The sequence below is a fragment of the Ulvibacterium sp. genome (assembly GCF_028285715.1).
Taxonomy (GTDB): Bacteria; Bacteroidota; Bacteroidia; order Flavobacteriales; family Flavobacteriaceae; genus Ulvibacterium.
Genome location: NZ_JANQOO010000028.1, coordinates 16,393 through 34,935 on the forward strand (window position 1 = coordinate 16,393; position 18,543 = coordinate 34,935).

Genomic DNA, 18,543 nt, shown 5'->3' on the forward strand with positions numbered 1-18,543 from the left:
ATCTAAGCGGTTTTAATGATAAATAAGTAGTCCCCTGAATGTATTTCCTTGCCCTCTTCTGTACAAACATCGGTTACTTTGCCGCTAGCGGTACTTAAGATATTCATTTCCATTTTCATGCTTTCCAATATAGCAATGGGCTGTTCAAGTTCAATGGTGTCGCCTTCTTTTACTAATAGTTTCCATACAACCGCGGAAAACGGGGATGAAATACCCTCTGAACCTTCTGGGATTTCTATGCTGGCTGAGTCTTCGGCCATGTTTTCCTCTTGGCTAAAGGTTAGCTTGCCCGAGCGTATCCATTCTTCCTTTTCCATTTCAAAGGCTTCCTTTTGTCTGCGTTGAAATGATTCAATGCTTGCTTGGTTTTCGCTGAGGAACTTTTTGTAATCGGAAAGGCTAAAAGTAGTCTCTTCTATCTTTAGTGGATATCTACCTTGTGGAAAATCCCTGCGGATTTGTAACAGTTCTTCGGCCGATACTAAATAGAACTTTATTTGATCAAAGAAACGAAGTAGGAAGGGTTTTTCATTCGTAAAATGAATTCCTTTTGGGTAGGTGTTCCACATTTGCAGGGTTCTGCCGAACAACTGATACCCTCCAGGGCCTTCCATGCCATAAATGCAAAGATATGCGCCCCCTATCCCAACGGCATTTTCTGGGGTCCAGGTTCTGGCAGGATTATACTTTGTGGTCACAAGGCGTTTTCTTGGATCTAGAGGGGTCGCAATTGGGGCTCCTAGATATACGTCGCCCAAACCTATGACCAGATAGTTGGCACCCAAGATAGTATCCTGCACTTCTTGTATGGAACCAAGGCCGTTGATTCTGCGAATAAACTCAATATTGTCCGGGGACCAGGGCGCATCGGAACGGACAGTGGTATGGTACTTTTCCATAGCCAGTTTGGCCTGGGGGTCGTTCCAGCTTAAGGGTAGATGTACAATTCTAGAGGGCACCGAAATATCCCTGCTATGTTCTAGTCCGGTAAGAATTTGTGCTGTTTTTTCCAGTAATACGCTACGATCCAAGAGATTGGCATCAAAATGAATTTGTAAGGAGCGTACCCCGGGAGTCAAATCAATGACACCTTTTAGGCCTTCATTGCGAAAGGCCTCAAAAATCTTGTGGATAATCAATCTCAACTCCAGATTTAACTCAAGGGCCCCGATTTCTATCAACAGGTTGTCATCTCCGGACTGACGTACGATAACTTGATTTTCCTTATAAAAAAACTGGTCCAGGATAGGTGTCGCGTCTTTCAAATGGATACCTGCGCTTTGTGGTATTTTTTTTCCTAGGTTCTTTATAAAAAGTTCTTCCGCCTTCTCTTTTGCCAAGGCCTGCTCGTACGAAACGAGGTTAAATCTGATTTTGGATTTGGATGATAGCTGTCCTACTTTCCACAAGTCCGCCTTTATGATGGTAAAGGGGCAAACAAACCCGCCCAAGCTTGGGCCATCAGGCCCTAATATTATGGGTGTATCACCTGTAAAATCTATGGTGCCAACGGCATAGGCATTGTCATGGATATTGGAGGGGTGTAGACCAGCTTCCCCTCCGTCGTCCCTTGTCCACTCAGGGGAAGGTCCTAACAATCTTACACCGGTACGGGAGGAATTAAAATGGATGCTCCATTCGGCATCAAGGAACTTCTGAAGATACGCTTCCGTAAAAAAATCGGGTGCCCCATGGGGACCATACATAAGGTCTAGGGTAATGTCCTCGGGAATCTTAGGAAAAACTAATCGGGATGCCATAGCCTGGCCATGATATTCGTTGAGGTGTATTACATCCCCTACCTTTAAAACTCTTCCATTATGACCTCCCATAACGCCCAAGGAAAACGTAGACTTGCTTCCCAAATATTCTGAAACGTCCAATCCACCGCCAAATAGAAGGTAACTTCGTTGGCCAGCATCCGTAATTTTTCCAAGAGACAGTATATCACCCTTTTGAGCTGTATAAACGGTATAATTTAAGATGGTCTTATCCCCTAAGGTGGCTCCAATTCGGGCTCCTGTTATGGTAAAAGTAGTGGTTCTTCTAAATTGTATACGCGGTCCCACAAGAGTAATCTCCAATCCGGCAGTATTTTCAGGATTGCCAAGAAGCACATTTCCGATCCTAAATGAGCGATTATCCATAGGCCCCGATGGAGGGATGCCGACCATCCAATAGCCGAGTCTTCCCGGATAGTCCTGAATGGTAGTGAAAGTTCCTCCGTCCAAAATATCCAAGGCATTGCTCCGGTATTGAAAATCGTCCAGGAATTTGGTGGATATTCTACCTGAAGCGAACTCTTCACTTTGGGCGATACTCGTAAGGAATTCCAGATTGGTCTCAACACCTTCCACCTTGGATGAGGCTAAAACTGCTGCGGCTCTCTTCACACACTCTTCCCGGTTTTTTGCCTTAATGATTATTTTGGCCAGCAACGGGTCGAAGAATGGGGAAACTTCAGACCCTTCTCGGACCCAACCGTCGATTCGTGCCGTTTCAGGAAAACCTATTTTGGTTATTTTCCCGGTAGCTGGCATGTAGTTTTTGTAGGGGTCTTCGGCGTATAATCTAAACTGCATTGCAGCCCCAGTGGGAGATAGGTTTTCCGGAAACACAAAACGGCCTTCCTGTAACAGTATCATGGCCTCTACGATATCTATACCGAATACTTCCTCGGTAATCGTATGTTCAACTTGTAAACGCGTATTTACCTCCAGAAAATAAAATTGCAGATCGAACTCATCGTATAAAAATTCGATAGTACCGGCACTTCTATACTTTATAAGCTTCATTAGGTTTTTGGCACCTTGGTACAGCTTTTCCCTTATTTCATTTGGTATGTTCGGTGCGGGGGTCTCCTCTATAATTTTTTGGGAACGCCTCTGAATAGAGCAGTCCCTATCCCCCAAGACAAGGCCGCCGCCTTCGCCATCCCCAAAAATTTGCACTTCTACATGTCTTGCCTTGACCAAGAATTTTTCTAGGAATACCCCTCCATTGGAAAAGTTCTTTTGGGCAAGGGATATGGTGGAATGGAATGCCTCTTTCAATGTTTGGAGCGAGTAGCATATGTGCATGCCAATGCCGCCTCCCCCTCCAGTACTTTTTAAAATAACGGGAAAGCCTAGTCTTTTGGCTGCGATTTCCGCTTCGGTCAATGAAGAAAGCAAGGGCGTACCTTTAAGAATGGGCAAATCGCTTTTAAGAGCTATTTTTCGAGCCTCGTGTTTTAGTCCAAAAGCCTGGATTTGATCTGAGGTGGGGCCAATAAAGGTCACACCTATTTTTTCCAGGGAGTTGGCAAAAACAGTATTTTCACTGAGTAGTCCGTAGCCCGGATGCACCCCATCGATACGGTATTTTTGCACAACCTCCAATATCCGCTCAATGTTCAGGTAGGTTTCGGAAACCGTTCCGGAACCTATAAAATGGGCTTCATCAGCCTCAAGCATGTGGGCGGTATTTGTGTCTGCCTCATTATAAATAGCCACAGCCACTTTCCCCATTTTTTTTAGGGTACCGATTATACGTACAGCTATTTCCCCACGGTTAGCAATAAGAATTCTCTGCATCATAGGTAAATCAAGGCTCCGAGATAATAACTTCTATTGGTGTAGGATTGTAAGCGTTACAAGGATTGTTTAGCTGTGGACAATTACTTATTATACATAACACATCCATCTCGGCTTTTAATTGTACATATTTCCCAGGGGCCGAAATTCCATCTGAAAAAGTGGACTTCCCATCAGGGGATATGGGCACATTCATGAAGAAATTAATATTGCTGTTCAGATTGTTTTTGCCCAAGGAAACGTCGAATTCCCTTAATGCTGCCATAAAGTTATCCCTGCAATTATGCATGTGTCTTTTGTCCAAAGGATAACGCACCGAATTGCTTTCGGCGGCACAGGCACCACCAAGGGTGTCGTGCCGACCACAGGTATCTTCGGTTATTGTAAGAAGAACGTTGCCCAAATTGGAAATCAGTTCACTGCCTATGGTGAGGTAAACATTGTTTTGGTGTCTTATAGTGTCTTGTGCACTATAGCGCTCAAGGGTATCCTTGGCATTGTAGAACATGGTGTCCGCAGCTTGGTTGCCTTCAAGATCTACAATAGTGAAATTCTGTCCTTTTTTAATTACATGGGACCAGTAATCACCCGCTAAAATGACTTTTCTATATATGGATTGTGTAGTTGTTATACTCATATTTGATTTATTTATGATAGTTTATGGTATTTATAAAGCCTCGTTTATTTTCTTCCCTAGAGCGGTAAACCGGATTTTCCTCAGGCGGGCACTCCGATTTCCAAATGGAAATCTTGATGGTCTTGGGATCATATTCCGGCATGGGATTCAAGGGATGAGGACAGCTGTTCAGGACTACCAAGGTGTCCATCTCGGCCTGTAGGTCGATGTAGCTTCCGGCTGTATTCTTTTGGTCATAACTTAGGAAACCTTCGTTATCAATGTTGATTCGGGTGAAAAAATTCACCATGGAATGCATATCATTAAGTCTCATGCCATATTTGGAAATTTCGGTTAGGAGGCTGGTGTGAGCGTCACGGTGATAGGCATTTCTATACTCTTGGTACTTTTTATCCCCGTATTTTTTCAAATTGGTCTCTGGCGTACTGCAAGCAGTTATCGTATCATGCCATCCGTAAGTATCCTCGATTATCGACACCAGAATACGACCCATGTCAGAGTAAAGGGCATGCCCTTTGGTCAAATATGAAGTGTATTGGGCCTTTAAGGTATCTGCCATATTATAGCGTTCATGAAAATTTTCCCGATTGTAAAATAATGCAGATACGTTGGCCCCGCCATCGAGGTCCGTAATCCTAATGCTAGTACCTCGCTTTAGGATATGACTAAAATTCCAACCGCCTGGAATAGTTTCTTCAAACAGTAAAGATTCCTCATTAAAATTATTCATAAGTGTTAGGGTTTTTTAGGTTCTACAGGAGGGAGAATGGAACTGGTAAGTGCCAGTTTTCCTACTTCTACTCCCTTGATGGTTATGAAATTCTGCTTAATCAGAAAAAGCTTTTTAACATGGCCTTGTACAACCAGTATTTCCATAACATACCCATCCTCTAGTAAAACCCTATTGCTACTAATAATTTCATTGATGTTCTCTCGTTGAATAGTTGCGACGGTCTCGTGAATTTCCCGTTGGGACTCTCTATAGAAAAGGGTGAGGGAACCGGCCATAACCATATTGCCTTTATGGGATTGCATTTCGTCGTAGGCCTTTTGTATTAGATGGCTAATTACTTGCGACCTTTTTTTCCATTTGCCGCTTTTCATCAGTTTTTCCAACTGCCGAAATACTTTGTCCTGGATGGAAATGGTGATTCTTTCTACTCCTTTCATGAATGCGTTTTTTGTCTCTAGAAAGTAAGACTTTGCTATCAGTCCAAGAATCAAATATAGTGGTTTGGGCAAAACAATGGTGCCATATACAGTCTCTTTCTTTGTCCAAGATTTGTGAGGTAATGCAACGGGCCAGAATTTTTTCAAAACATCGACAAAGGCACGCATGAATCCATAGTAATGGGAATCAACTATAGAAATCCGATAACAGTGTTGGTGCAACATTTATTTTAAAGGTTAAATGAATCTTTATACATGATAATTTGTACGAACATACGCTCTAAATCTTTTGAAAAAACGACCGTTAATGACAAAGTCTTCATTGAAATAAAAATGTTAATATTGTTAAATTGATAAAAAAAACATTCCTAAACAATCAATTTGTTATTTATTTTAAAATCAAAACCTTTTTTTATTAAAAATTCCATATGTTCGACAATAAAAGTATGAAAAATATTGGAAAAAGTAATACTTTTATCTCGAACATCGGAGGAAATTAAAAATCTAAGGATCTTTTTTGGAACGAGTTTATTTGAAATCCGAGTTTAATTTTTCTGATTTGAAGCTGCGCTGGCTATCCCTTTTTCAGCATGCTATTATATTAATAGCTGATAATGGCCATTAGTGTTGGAAACAAGGTGATAGCTTTATAAAGAGCTGCAGTTTGTTCGCAATGAAAGAATAACTAACTAAAACTGAATTTTATGAAACGACTAAAAATCCCTTTTCTCAAGAAGGCTTTTGAAGATCAGTTTTTGCGAACTGTTTGGGCAACAATCTTAATGTTGCTTTATGTACATCTTTCCAATGCGCAGCTAAGTGGAAAGGTGATGGACAAGGATAGTGGAATACCTCTTGTAGGTGCTACTGTATCCTTAGAAGGTAATACGTATTACGGAGTAACTGATTTTGATGGAAATTATATAATATCTGATATTCCCGATGGAACCTATTCTGCAATATGCAGTTTTATAGGGTACAAGAATCTTACTTTGGAAATTGAGATTTCGGGATCTGCTACCTTGAATTTCGATTTGGAAGTAGACCTTTTGCAGATGGACGAGGTAGTGGTAACCGGGGTGGCTTCCAAGACATCCAAGGCCGTTGCCGGTATTGCGGTGCAACGGATTAATGCCGATGAGTTGGTGGACAAGTCCGCATATAATGGGGTCGATGACCTACTGTCCGGTAAAATCGCTGGGGTCTCACTTCAAAAATCAGGAGGCGGTTTTGGTTCAGGTACCCGTTTTGTGGTGCGTTCTGGTGGTGGTATAAATGGTAATGGGCAACCCCTTATTTTTATCGATGGCGTACGAATGGATAATTCCACTTCGGCCGGTGCTGGTGGTGGTGCGCCAGGTGTAGACCCGAGAGGTTCAGGTGGAATATCTTCCTTAGTGGGCTTAAATCCAGAGGATATAGCCAACGTGGAGGTCATTAAGGGCCCCGCTGGTTCGGCGACCTACGGTACCGGAGCGGCCAACGGAGTTATCTTGATTACGACCAAAAGAGGAAACGCTTCAGGATGGGAAGTGAATTATAGAGGTACCTTGGGATTTCATGAGGTCGGAAATACATTGGATGATGATTCATATGTTAGTAACGAGTTTTTAAGGGACAATGTATTTAGGACGGGAGCAATTTTTAAGAATAGTGTTAACGTTTCTGCGGGTAACGAGATTTTTCGTTCTTTCTTCTCTTTGGATAGGAACCAAGAAGACGGAATGACCCCTGATAATGAGATGAGGCAAACCAGTACCCGATTAAATTTTGACTTTACCCCATCCAATAAAATCAATTTAAAATCAAGCGCACAGTACAGTAGTACTGACATCTTATTGCCGCAAAGAGGTCGGGGTGATGGAGAATTCGGATATTTAAGTTTTAACCCTGCTAATTATGATCCGGAATTTGACCCGATTAGGCCCGCTTTTTTCAGAACCTCATCGGATGATAATAATGTATCGAATTTTGTCGCTTCGCTTCAGGGAAAATATAGCCCATTTGCGGATAGTGATGGTTTATTATCTGGCTTATCGGCTAATTTTACCGTGGGTGTGACCGATAGGCGGGAGAATAGTGTTTATGTGCAAAGGCGCACCTCTGAGGCCATAGAAGGGTTGGAAGTTCCTGGAGAGATTTGGGTTTCCAATGAGAAGTCTACCGACTTCACTTTTACGAACAACTTGGCGTTTAATTATAGTTTTGGCAAATTTTCCGGGTCAGCTCAAGTCGGATCCCAGATTTTTAGTGAGCGAAGCCGCAGAAGTCTAGTAGTCGGCCAAGATCTATTGTCCGGCTTTGCTACCTTGAATTCCGCTGCGACTATATTTCCCCCAACCGAGAATGGTTTTCATGCAAAATCTGCAGGTATTTTTGCTTCCAACGAGTTGTCATTTGACGAAAAGTTTTTTACAACACTTATGATTCGAAGAGATTATTCAAGTGTTTTGGGTAATCTGGCACCTAGCATTACCTACCCAGCTGCGAGTTTTGTGGTTAGATGGGACAAGTTCGATTTTACACCGGATTTCTTTTCATTCCTCAAAACAAGATTTGCTTACGGAGAATCGGGTACACTGCCTAATCTAACAGCTGGTATACCTTTTCTGTATTCCCCCGGTGCATCTCAATATGGGGTAGGTTTAAATTTGTCTTCCGTGGGTAATCCTTTATTGGAACCTGAAAGGTCAAAACAATTTGAAGTAGGTTTGGAAGCAGAGGTAGGGAACTTTGGTTTAGAGCTTACATACTATAATAATAAGGCTACCAAGTCTTTAGTGCCTAGACCCGAAGTACCCTCATCCGGGCTATATGAATACCCTTCATTTGTTAATGTAGGTAGTGTTCAAGGATCGGGGGTTGAATTATCTTTGAACGCAAGTTTTGCAGGAAAGGCGCTAGGAGGATGGAGAGCCAGTTTCACCTTTTTAGGAGCATACCAAGAAAATGAGGTTACGGATTTAGGTTTTGATGGACAAATACAAGGTGGGCCTGGAGGAGGAACCCAAGTATTTAGAACTGGATTGCCTAGAGGAGCCTATGTAAACAATGTAACCATTGGTGCTTTATTCTCGGATGGTACAAATGTTCAGAATATTGATTATCTGCCTAATTTTGGAGAGGTAGTTCCGGCAGGAGAGCTATACGATTTTGTTAATAGTGACGGCCCTGTATTTATTGGGGTCAACAATCCGGAGTATATTACCAGTTTAGCGACAAACATAAGTATTGGTAACTTCAATTTCTATGCTTTGTTGGAAGCCAAGACAGGTTTTGTAGTCTATAACGAGCAGACCATAGACCAGATATTTTTCGGTCTGGATACCGATTTTTTTAATGGACTCGGCACCAATTATCCTGAATTCAATAGGCTATACCAAAAATTGGGATATGGCGATTTCAATACAGGGGAGGCCGTCTTAACACCTGGTACCCAAGCTTATATTGATGCTGCGGATCAATTTGCCTCCATGTCACCCTTTAACGATGCCAATGGTATACAAAAAGGTAATTTCCTTAAGTTGAGGGAAGTAAGCCTAAGCTATGATTTTAGGGATTTAATTAGCAATTCCAAGCTTATCAAAGGGCTCACCTTGGGTATAGCCGCTTCAAATGTATATACATGGTTGTCCAGAAAGGCCAGTAGGCATACTGTACAGACCTTGGATGGACAAAACATAGAACGGTGGATATCCGGATATTCCGGAACGGATCCAGAGTCGAATGCCGGGGCTTTTACCAGTAACCCTTCGACTGGAGTTCAATCGGGCCAGTTACCCCCCAGTAGAACCTTAACAACATTCCTATCGGTTAAATTCTAACATAATTGTCAAAAATAAAAATCATGAAAAAAATAAAATTCATACTGTATTTAAGCATTGCAATTGCTTTATGCCAATTTTCGTGCGATAATTATGTACAAGATATAGATCCCCTGATTAATGAGGTCGATGACGAGCAAGTGCTCAACGAAGGAAGTATAGGGCTATTATTAACAGGCCTCCAAGGTACTGTAGGTAATACCGGAGAACAAGGGGAAGGTGTTGAGCGTATGTTATGGAGGGTGGCCGGCTATTCGGATGAAATGATTTTGGGCGCTTTCGGTACGGCACCGGATCACATTTCATTCATTCAGGATTTACCGGGTAACCTTGCCTTTTATGCTGACGATTGGGTAAGGTACCATCAACTTAGGTTTTTTGCGGATGATTTGGTTGAAAAAGTTGGCCTTGTTGGTGCAAACGGTGGTTTTCAGGACGAGAGTATTAGAGAGAATGCACTATGGTGGGGTAATTTCATTGGTGGTCTAACCCGTATGTACTTAGCTGACCATTGGGGTGCAAATGCCACTGTGGGAGATACCCCTGGGGCACCCATTACCACCGTTGAACAGTTGGCCAACGGTGAGGTGGGTCAGTTTTTCTCTGCCACCGAACTCAGAGCTTTGGCACGTGAAAAATTTAGTGAAGCCAACAATTATAGCCCATCAAATATTCCAAACCCTGAAAAGTTGATGTGGTCATTGATTGCGCGTACCCACCTTTTTGATGGAGATTATTCGAATGCCAAATCAGCTGCTGAGCAGGGATTGCAACAAGGCGATGAGGCCTTTTCCATTGAACATAGTATTGTTTTTCCTAATCAGATGTGGTTGCAGTCGGGAAGGACCAATAATGATGACGTTTTTATTTTTAGTCCTCATCCAAGATTCTTGCAATATGTGATCGACGATCGAAACGAAGGGGAAATCATTTCTGAATTGACCCAAGAAGATTTGGATGATGGCGTAGTATCTTATTCGTTGAGGGGTTTGGAATCCGGAGAGGGAGAACCAGGAAATTCCGGTACGTCCAACCCAAGGAGTGATATAGCCAACCAGAATGAACGTTTGCCATTATGGGAAAAACTGATTACTACTGCCGATGTTTCCAGCATAGGTACAGGAACAGCCTGGGAACAATACGACACGGGGGCCAATATTACACAGGATATTTATACAGACGCCGATAGCCCATTCTACATTATAGATTGGAGAGAAATGGAGTTAATTTTGGCAGAGGTAGCCATTCGTGAAAACGATAACGCAACAGGATTGGTACATATAAACAATGTACGTACCTTCCATGGGTTGGATGCCTATACTGAGGCTGAAATGTTGGCTTATGACAACCCCTTGGGAGGGGCCAGTGCCAATGGTATTGCGGTAAAAGCACCTTTGTCCGCAACTACGAATTATACGGGAGCTTTGGGCCTCCTAATTGAAGAAAGGGATAAAACATTATTCTTGAAGGGAACCCGAATCGTAGATCAAAGCAGATTTGATTTATGGCACTTGGAAGGAGGCAATATTTATAAAAACTATATGCCAATTCCTTTGATTGAGACTGATAATAACCCTAATGTGCCAAATTGAGGAATTAGCTAGATTGTATGGGCGGAAGTCCATAATATAATTATTTGCACACCATCCTAGTTTGTTTAAAAAATTAGTGATGATGAGTTAAGTTTAGATTTGTTTTATTGCAAGCTAGGAGGTGTGTTAATTTAAGATTTAAACCAAGACCCTGTTTTATTTTTATGGGCCTAGAGTTTAATTATATAATATGAATAAGGTATTATTGATACCAAATGGAAACTTTCTATGCCATTTCCTATTGTTAATGGCCATTTTACTTTTAGTGGGTTCTTGCGGGATGGAAAAGTCTAGGCTTATTGTAATGAAAAATTCACATAATGCCGGCGAAAAACACTCTTTTCAAGATGGATATAATGCCATGGCGGAACATATTAAGAAAGAAAGCGATTTAGAAATAGACTTTCAAATTTTTCCCGCCAGCCAAATCGCAAAGGAAAAAGAGGCCATTGAAATGGTTAAACTTGGCGTAATCGCTTCGACTCCTGCAAATATAGGGGCCATGGGATCTTTTGTCCCAGAGGCGGATTTGTTCAATATTCCATTCCTTTTTAGGGATGCGGCGCATTTTTATAAGGTAGTAGATGGTCCAGTAGGCAATGAAATTGCAATGAAAATTGAGAATAAACTGGACTGTATTGTTTTAGGTTGGTGGTTTGCGGGTGTAAGAAATATCTGGAACAAAGAACGTCCTATAACCAAACCAAGAGATTTAGAAGGATTGAAAATTCGTGTTATCGGCAGTTCCATAATATTGGATGGTTTTAACGCATTTGGAGCCCAGGCAACCAGTATGGCGTTTAGTGAGTTGTACTCCGCAGTACAGACCAAGGTCATCAACGGAGCGGAATGTGACAATACGGATATTTTGGACATGAAGTTTTACGAGGTCACCAAATATGTTTCCAATACGGAACACCTGTTCCCCGCAGTGGCTCTTATATATAGCAAAAAACAGTTTGATAGGGCACCATTAAAAGTGCAGCAGGCCATTTTGGAAGCGGGTCGGTTGTCGGTTGCCGTACAGCGAAAAGCTATGCAGCAAAAGACCGAGGAATCAAAATTGGAATTGGAGAAAAAAGGGATTGTCTTCAATGAGGTAGACAAAAGACCATTTCAAGAATTGGCACAAAAACTCCATGAGAAATATGCCGAAAAGGTTGGGGGAATGGATTTGATCAATCAAGTAATAAATCAATAGCTGTATGAAAACCGGGAGATTACCTAATGAAATTAATGGCAAAACCATTTGGAAGCATCCCTTGGAGCTGGGACTTTGTCTCTTATTACTTGGAATTGTTATCACCACCTTTTTGCAGGTGTTGTTTCGCTTTTTTAGACTTCCCCTTGGTTGGACGGAAGAATTGGCGACCTTTCTTTTTATGTGGGTAGCAGCACTTTCCATCGGTTATGCCTTCAAAACAAAATCCCATTTTGCCCTAATGTTTGTAGTTGATCGCTTTAACAAGAAAATACAATGGTATATATCCAGCTTTGTGTCATTTATTACGGTAATCTTTTTGATAATTTTTACCTGGAAGGCAGTTGAATACACAATTAGTTCCTCGGATCATTATGGACCGGGAACCGGACTTTCGATGGGGATTCCCTATTCATCCTCGGTCTTTGCAGGTGCAATCATGTTGTACTATGTTGTAAGGAACTGGCTAAAAGAAAAGGACAATTGGACGCTGACCAAAAAACGGGACAAATAATATGTGGTGGGTCGTATTGATGATATTGATTGTTCTATTGCTTGCTGCTGTTCCCGTAGGATTGGCTTTGGGTATTGCTGCAATGGTCGCCATGCTCATGCTTCCTAACGATGTATTAATCATGTTACCTCAAAAGTTCCTGTCCGGTTTTGATTCATTTCCTTTAATAGCCATTCCTTTATTTGTTTTGGCGGGCCAGCTTATGGCACAGGGAGGGCTTGCAAAGCGAATCGTGGACATGGCGATGGTTTTTGTGGGTCGAATTCATGGAGGATTGGGACTGGTGGTGATTACTTCAACAATGTTGATGTCGGGAATTTCAGGATCACCAAGTGCAAATACTGCGGCTATTGGTTCGGTTGCACTCCCAGGCATGAAACGGATGAAGTACCCACCCGCCTTTGCCACAGCATTATTGAGTGCGGCAGGAGGCGTTTCAACTTTAGTACCCCCAGCAATCGATTTGATTATTATAGGAGTAATCGCCAATATCTCCATTGGAGGACTTTTTGCTGCTGGTATAGTGCCGGCAGTTTTCAATGGCGTGGCCATTATGGTGTTGGCCTATTACTTTGCAAGAAAGATGAAACTTCCCTTGGCAGAAAAAATGCCCTTAAAGGAAAAGTTGAATGTTTTAAAAGGAGGCTTTTTGCCCATTTTAATGGTAGTCATCATATTGGGGGGAATTTACGGCGGGATTTTCACTGCCACGGAAGCCGCATCGGTAGCCGTGGTTTATGGTTTAGTTGTATCAGCTTTTGTCTATAAGACACTTAGGGCAGATAATCTGCCTAAAATCTTGTTAGATACTTGTCTGCTTACTGGAGTGGTCTTATTGGTTTTGGGCACGGCCTCAATGTTCTCTTTTGTACTTACTTTTGAGCGAATTCCACATGTAATGGCAGATTGGATTACAACCTATGCAGAAAGTCCTATCGCCTTCTTATTGTTGGTGCACATCATATTCTTGATATTGGGAATGGTGATGGATGCGCTTCCTCCGATTATTGTGCTATTGCCTATACTCGTGCCAGTTGGAGTGGTTTTGGGTGTGGACCCCATGCACTTGGGAATCATGATAGCCGCGAACGTGGGAATTGGTATGATATCACCGCCGATGGGCATTTGTCTCTTTGTAGCTTGTGGAATAAACGACGTACCAATAGAAAAAGTAATGAAACCCTTGTTGCCCTTTTTGTTCATTCTGATTTTCACATTAATGATAATAACATTTGTGCCGGAAATAACCTTGACATTGCCAAAATACTTGGGATTTTAACTAATCAATTATATAAATAGAAAATAAACAGAATGGAATACAGAACTCTCGGACGTACTGGTGTGCACGTTTCTCCCCTGGTTTTGGGAACGGATAATTTTATGGATCCCTCACCGGCGGATGTATGTGAAAAAATATTGCTAACCGCCTTGGATGCCGGTATCAACATGGTAGACACCGGTGATGTGTATGCCGATGGAGAAGGAGAAAAGATAATTGGAAAGATACTAAAGAATTCAGGAAGGAGAAATCAGGTAATCATCGGAACAAAGGTAGATCATGGTCAACGCAGGCCTGGTTTTACTTTGGATGAGTATGACCCTGCCTTGGGTCCCAACCAACACGGCCATACAAGATTGAACATCATCAGGGCCTGTGAAAACTCGTTAAGACGTCTAAAGACCGATTATATAGACCTGTACCAATTGCACCGACAGTCACCCAATATTCCTATGGATGAGATCTTAAGGGCATTGGATGACCTGGTCACTGCAGGTAAGGTGAGGTATATAGGTTGTTCGACTCATCCTGCATGGGCGGTGGTAGAGTCCATTTTAATAAGTGAGATGAAAAATTACGTACGTTTTGTATCGGAACAACCCCCCTATAATTTATTGGATCGCCGTATAGAGAATGAATTGGTGCCTGTTTGTCAAAAGTATGGTGTAGGTATTATTACATGGGCACCAATGGCCATGGGGGTATTAGCTGGCCGTTATAGTGATCCCGAGAAATTCCCAAAGGGTTCTAGGGCTGCCTTACGTGGCGGTTTCTATGCGGACAGGGTTACCAAAAAAGGGATTGAAGTTGGAATCGAATTTTCTAAAATAGCGCAAGGAATCGATTTGACACCGGCACAATTAGCCGTTTTATGGAGTAAGGATCAGCCCGGCATTACGGCTCCGCTTATCGGTCCCCGCACTCCGGAACAACTAGAACCTTTGTTACCGTTGCTGGATATGGCATTGGATGATGAAACCAGGGCGGCTTGTGATGCCCTAGTCCCTCCCGGAAGTACGGTGGCCAATTTTCATAATACGGCGGATTGGATGATTGGCAAAGTGGACTTCTAAGTTATCGAATACATTTTAATTCTCCCAGCATTCGGAAATCGAAAAACTCAACAAATGAAAATAACCAAAATAGAAACTATTGTTTACGGAATCCCTGTAAAAGGTTTTGCCGATGCCTACACAAGTTTTACAAGATCAGACGCCGTTTTGATCAAGATCCATACAGATTCAGGACATATAGGTATTGGTGAGGCTTGCGCGTGGGAACCTGAGTTTTATGGTGAGACTCGGGAGTCTATTGAATCCACTATTTTAAATTATGCTGCGCCCAAGATTATCGGTAAGGACCCCTTCGATATTGGAAAAATCATGATGATTCTCGACCAAAACTTGGCAAGGATTACTTGTGTAAAAGAAGGGATTGATTTAGCACTTCACGATTTGGTGGGAAAGATTCTGGATATTCCTGTATACAAATTGTTAGGTGGAAAATTTAGGGACAAAGTCCCCGTGGGTTCAGAAATCGGAATCAATACCCCACAAGCCATGGCCGATAACGCCTTAAGGGTACTCAAAGAAGGAATCAAAGTAATCAAAATAAAAGGGTCCGATGATATGAAGTTGGATGTAGATCGGATTAAAACTGTGAGAGCTGCAGTTGGTGATGATGTGGAATTACGTTTGGATCCCAACGCTGCTTGGGATACCATCGGTTCGATTAGGGTAATGCGGGCCGTTGAAGATTGTCACTTACAACTACTGGAACAACCTATACCCACCTGGGATTTAAAAGGGATGGCCCATATTAGAAACAAAATCGGAATTCCCGTAATGGCCGATGAGAGTATATGGACACCCCAGGATGCCGTTAAAATCTACGATTATGGCGCGGCTGACCTTCTTAACTTAAAAATTGCCAAAACATGTGGACTACATCTGGGCAAAAAAGTGGAGGCTACAGCCGAGGCCCTAGGCTTACCTTGTATCGCCGGTACGGAATTGGAACCGGGAATATCCGCAGTGGCTAAAATACATATTGCAGCATCTATGCGGGTACATCCCATTGCAAGTGAATTTACAGAGCTTACCCAAGTTGATGGAACTATTCTAAAACAACCCCTAAAGGTTGTGGATGGTTGTTTGGAAGTCCCTGAGGGACCCGGCTTTGGTATTGAAATAGATGAAGGTGCCTTGGAAGAATACAGAATCAAATAAAAAAGCATGAACGAAGAACGCGTAGTATTGATAACCGGCTCATCAAGTGGCCTAGGAGCCTGTTTAATTCGTCACTTTTCTAAAAAGGGCTTTGGTGTGGTCATTAACTACATCGTGGAAGATGAAGCTGAAACTTTACGAAAGGAAATAGCAGAAAATGTTGGTGAAGATAAAGTGATGAAGTACAAAGCCAACGCTTCGGACCGTCAGCAAGTAAAAGCCATGTTTGACGCTACTATTGAAAAATTCGGAAGGGTAGATATTCTAATCAACTGTGCAGGAATCAATAGGGATACCACATTTTTGGAAATGACCGATGAACTATGGGATGCGGTAGTGGATGTGCACCTAAAAGGCCATTTTATATGTGGTCAGGAGTATGTCTTCCATAACACGGAAAGAGAGGGGCTGATTATTAACCTCGGTGCAGCTGCGGGTTTGATAGCCCGAAAAAATGGGGTCAATTTCTGTGCCGCCAAAGGAGGAATATTCGCACTTACCAAGGCAATGGCCTTGGAGCTCGCCCCAAGAATACGGGTCAATTGTTTGGTGCCCAATGCTGTAAGGACCCGGGAAGTAATAGAACGCTATAATTTGGAAGACGAAGAAGGTCTTTCAAAAGAATTGGCCACCATGCCCATGGGCAGGTTGGGCGAGTATGATGATATTACCCACATGGTGGATTGTATTGTTGGGGCCAAATTTTCTACAGGTTCCAGCTTCTTTGCCAATGGTGGGCAGTATATGCATTAAATGAAATCAATGGGCTTCCTATAATCAAATGAACTACTAAAAAGGATGAAAATGAATAATAAAGCAAACAAACTAATAATCGTCGTACTTATGGCAGGAGGTTTCTTGGCCAATGCACAATCCAATACTTCATATGACCAGTTGGTAGAATTCTTCAAATCGTTTAGGGAATTTCAAAAACCTGCATTGACGGATGACGGAATTCCAGACTATTCTGATGCCGCCATGGATAAAAAAGCCATAGAATTTAAGCAATATCGAGAGCAAATGTCAGCAATTGATACAACAGGTTGGACCATAGCAAAACAAGCAGATTACTATCTGGTCTGGGCTGAAATGAATGCGGTCGATTTCCACCTTAACAAGTACAAACCATGGAAGCACGATCCAGGGTTTTATTCTTTCTTTGGTAGCGGAGATGCCGGCTCATCAATGAACTTGGAAGGCATTATGCCTGTTTTCTTTGATTTTGAAGGCCCTTTGTCCAAACAACAAAAAAAACAGATAGAGAATGGGCTAAAAATAGTTCCCAAAGTATTGGAGCAGGCAAGAACGAACCTAAGCGATGCTTCAGGAGATTTTGCGGAGTTCGCGATACGAAACTTGAAGGAGGAAGTCCAGTTTTTTAATGGGATGGGCGAGGAAATGTTCAGCGGGAATAAAAAATTGGACAAGCTGGCGAAAGAAGCAAGTAAAGCTATTGAAGACTACAGGCAGTGGATACTTGCCAATAAACACAAGATGACCCGGCCGGCCGGATCAGGGAAAGAGGCTTTCTCTTGGTGGAACCACAAAGTGCAACTCTCACCTTGGGGTTGGGAAGAGAGCAACACCATTATCCAACGGGAATACGACCGAGCCATTACCTTTTTGAAGCTGGAGGAGCAACGCAACAGGGATCTTCCACCCTTGGAGGTAGCCATGACCCAACGTGCCTACAACAAAAGTTTACGAGATGCGTTGCACTTTGCGATCAAATGGTTGGACGAAAATGAGATAATGACCATAGAGGATTGGGCAAATCCACGGGATTACTATTGGGGCGGGCGTGGTTCTGCAGGGGAGCTTTCCGAATTAAGTGATAATCCAAACGATGATGTAAACAAGGAATTTCTCCCTGAAAACTCCAATGTTGATTTAAAGTATAGACAACGTGAGATTCTTCCAGGTGAAAATCACGAATATGTTGGCCATATGTTGGATGATCAAAGACAAGAACGTCTTAAGGTGAGTCCCGTACAACAAGTTATGGGAGCTCCACGCTTTAACATGGGTTCAATGAGATTAGAGGGCTGGGCCGTATGGATGGAAGAATGTTTGATGCAGGCCGGATTTTTAGATGGGAGACCACGAAAAGGACGAGAAATGGTATATATCATGATGGCTTCGCACATGAGTCTTTCCGTACCAGATATGAAAATGCATGCCAATGAAATCAATCTGGCCGAGGCAAGACAATTATGCGCCGATATTACGCCACGTGGCTGGACCAGGCCAGATGAAGGTGTAGTTTTTTTCGAAATGCAATCCAATTTACGTAATCCAGGTGGGTTCCATAACAATGTAGTTACGGGTAAGGCCTACTTCATGAAGATGTTTAGGGACTATGCGGTAATGAAAGGGGAAGATTTCAAGGTCAAGGAATTTATTGATGACGTTTTATCCTATGGAATCATCCCTATGCCTTTGATCAGATGGCAAATGTTGGGAGACGATTCAGAGATAAGGGCAATATCAAAAAGTTAAAACCAACCTTGCCGGTAACCAAAC

13 protein-coding genes are annotated in these 18,543 nt (G+C 42.4%); 9 read left to right on the forward strand and 4 right to left on the reverse strand.

Features of this window, described 5'->3' with window-relative positions; all coding sequences use genetic code 11:
* Positions 1-2: 2 nt before the first annotated feature.
* Genes uca through Q0993_RS17235 form a run of 4 tightly spaced genes read right to left on the reverse strand, consistent with a single transcriptional unit; the run spans position 3 to position 5,382 of the window.
* The gene (gene uca / locus Q0993_RS17220; RefSeq protein ID WP_299535414.1) at positions 3-3,578 is read right to left on the reverse strand and encodes an urea carboxylase; all 3,576 of its coding nucleotides are present in this window, start codon (positions 3,576-3,578) and stop codon (positions 3-5) included.
* A gap of 7 nt (positions 3,579-3,585) precedes the next feature.
* Positions 3,586-4,212 (reverse strand): urea amidolyase associated protein UAAP2, encoded by a 627-nt coding sequence (locus tag Q0993_RS17225; RefSeq protein WP_299535416.1) that lies wholly within the window; start codon positions 4,210-4,212, stop codon positions 3,586-3,588.
* Positions 4,213-4,219: 7 nt separating this feature from the next.
* A complete protein-coding gene (locus Q0993_RS17230) occupies positions 4,220-4,942 on the reverse strand; it encodes an urea amidolyase associated protein UAAP1 (RefSeq protein WP_299535418.1) in 723 nt (240 codons plus the stop codon).
* A gap of 5 nt (positions 4,943-4,947) precedes the next feature.
* Positions 4,948-5,382: a hypothetical protein gene (locus tag Q0993_RS17235; protein ID WP_299535421.1), complete on the reverse strand. Its 435-nt coding sequence runs from the start codon at positions 5,380-5,382 to the stop codon at positions 4,948-4,950.
* 704 nt (positions 5,383-6,086) lie between these two features.
* On the opposite strand from Q0993_RS17235, the gene Q0993_RS17240 reads away from it, so the two are divergent.
* The 9 genes from Q0993_RS17240 (at position 6,087) to Q0993_RS17280 (ending at position 18,519) form a co-directional block, all read left to right on the forward strand.
* Positions 6,087-9,206, forward strand: coding sequence for a TonB-dependent receptor (locus Q0993_RS17240; RefSeq protein ID WP_299535423.1), 3,120 nt, complete (start codon positions 6,087-6,089; stop codon positions 9,204-9,206).
* 23 nt (positions 9,207-9,229) lie between these two features.
* Positions 9,230-10,798 carry a hypothetical protein gene (locus Q0993_RS17245; protein WP_299535425.1) on the forward strand — a complete coding sequence of 523 codons (1,569 nt, stop codon included), beginning with the start codon at positions 9,230-9,232 and terminating at the stop codon, positions 10,796-10,798.
* Positions 10,799-11,102: 304 nt separating this feature from the next.
* Positions 11,103-11,999, forward strand: coding sequence for a TRAP transporter substrate-binding protein (locus Q0993_RS17250; RefSeq protein WP_299535427.1), 897 nt, complete (start codon positions 11,103-11,105; stop codon positions 11,997-11,999).
* Positions 12,000-12,003: 4 nt separating this feature from the next.
* Complete coding sequence (locus Q0993_RS17255) at positions 12,004-12,513, forward strand: TRAP transporter small permease (RefSeq protein ID WP_299535429.1); 510 nt, start codon at positions 12,004-12,006, stop codon at positions 12,511-12,513.
* A gap of 1 nt (position 12,514) precedes the next feature.
* The gene (locus Q0993_RS17260) at positions 12,515-13,792 is read left to right on the forward strand and encodes a TRAP transporter large permease (protein ID WP_299535430.1); all 1,278 of its coding nucleotides are present in this window, start codon (positions 12,515-12,517) and stop codon (positions 13,790-13,792) included.
* Positions 13,793-13,824: 32 nt separating this feature from the next.
* Complete coding sequence (locus tag Q0993_RS17265; RefSeq protein ID WP_299535432.1) at positions 13,825-14,865, forward strand: aldo/keto reductase; 1,041 nt, start codon at positions 13,825-13,827, stop codon at positions 14,863-14,865.
* Positions 14,866-14,919: 54 nt separating this feature from the next.
* Positions 14,920-16,020 carry a mandelate racemase/muconate lactonizing enzyme family protein gene (locus tag Q0993_RS17270; protein WP_299535434.1) on the forward strand — a complete coding sequence of 367 codons (1,101 nt, stop codon included), beginning with the start codon at positions 14,920-14,922 and terminating at the stop codon, positions 16,018-16,020.
* A 6-nt stretch (positions 16,021-16,026) separates the two neighbouring features.
* Entirely contained in the window at positions 16,027-16,773 is a 747-nt protein-coding gene (locus tag Q0993_RS17275; protein ID WP_299535436.1) for an SDR family NAD(P)-dependent oxidoreductase, read from the forward strand.
* A gap of 51 nt (positions 16,774-16,824) precedes the next feature.
* Positions 16,825-18,519, forward strand: a complete 1,695-nt coding sequence (locus tag Q0993_RS17280; RefSeq protein ID WP_299535438.1) for a DUF885 family protein — start codon at positions 16,825-16,827, stop codon at positions 18,517-18,519.
* Positions 18,520-18,543 lie beyond the last annotated feature (24 nt).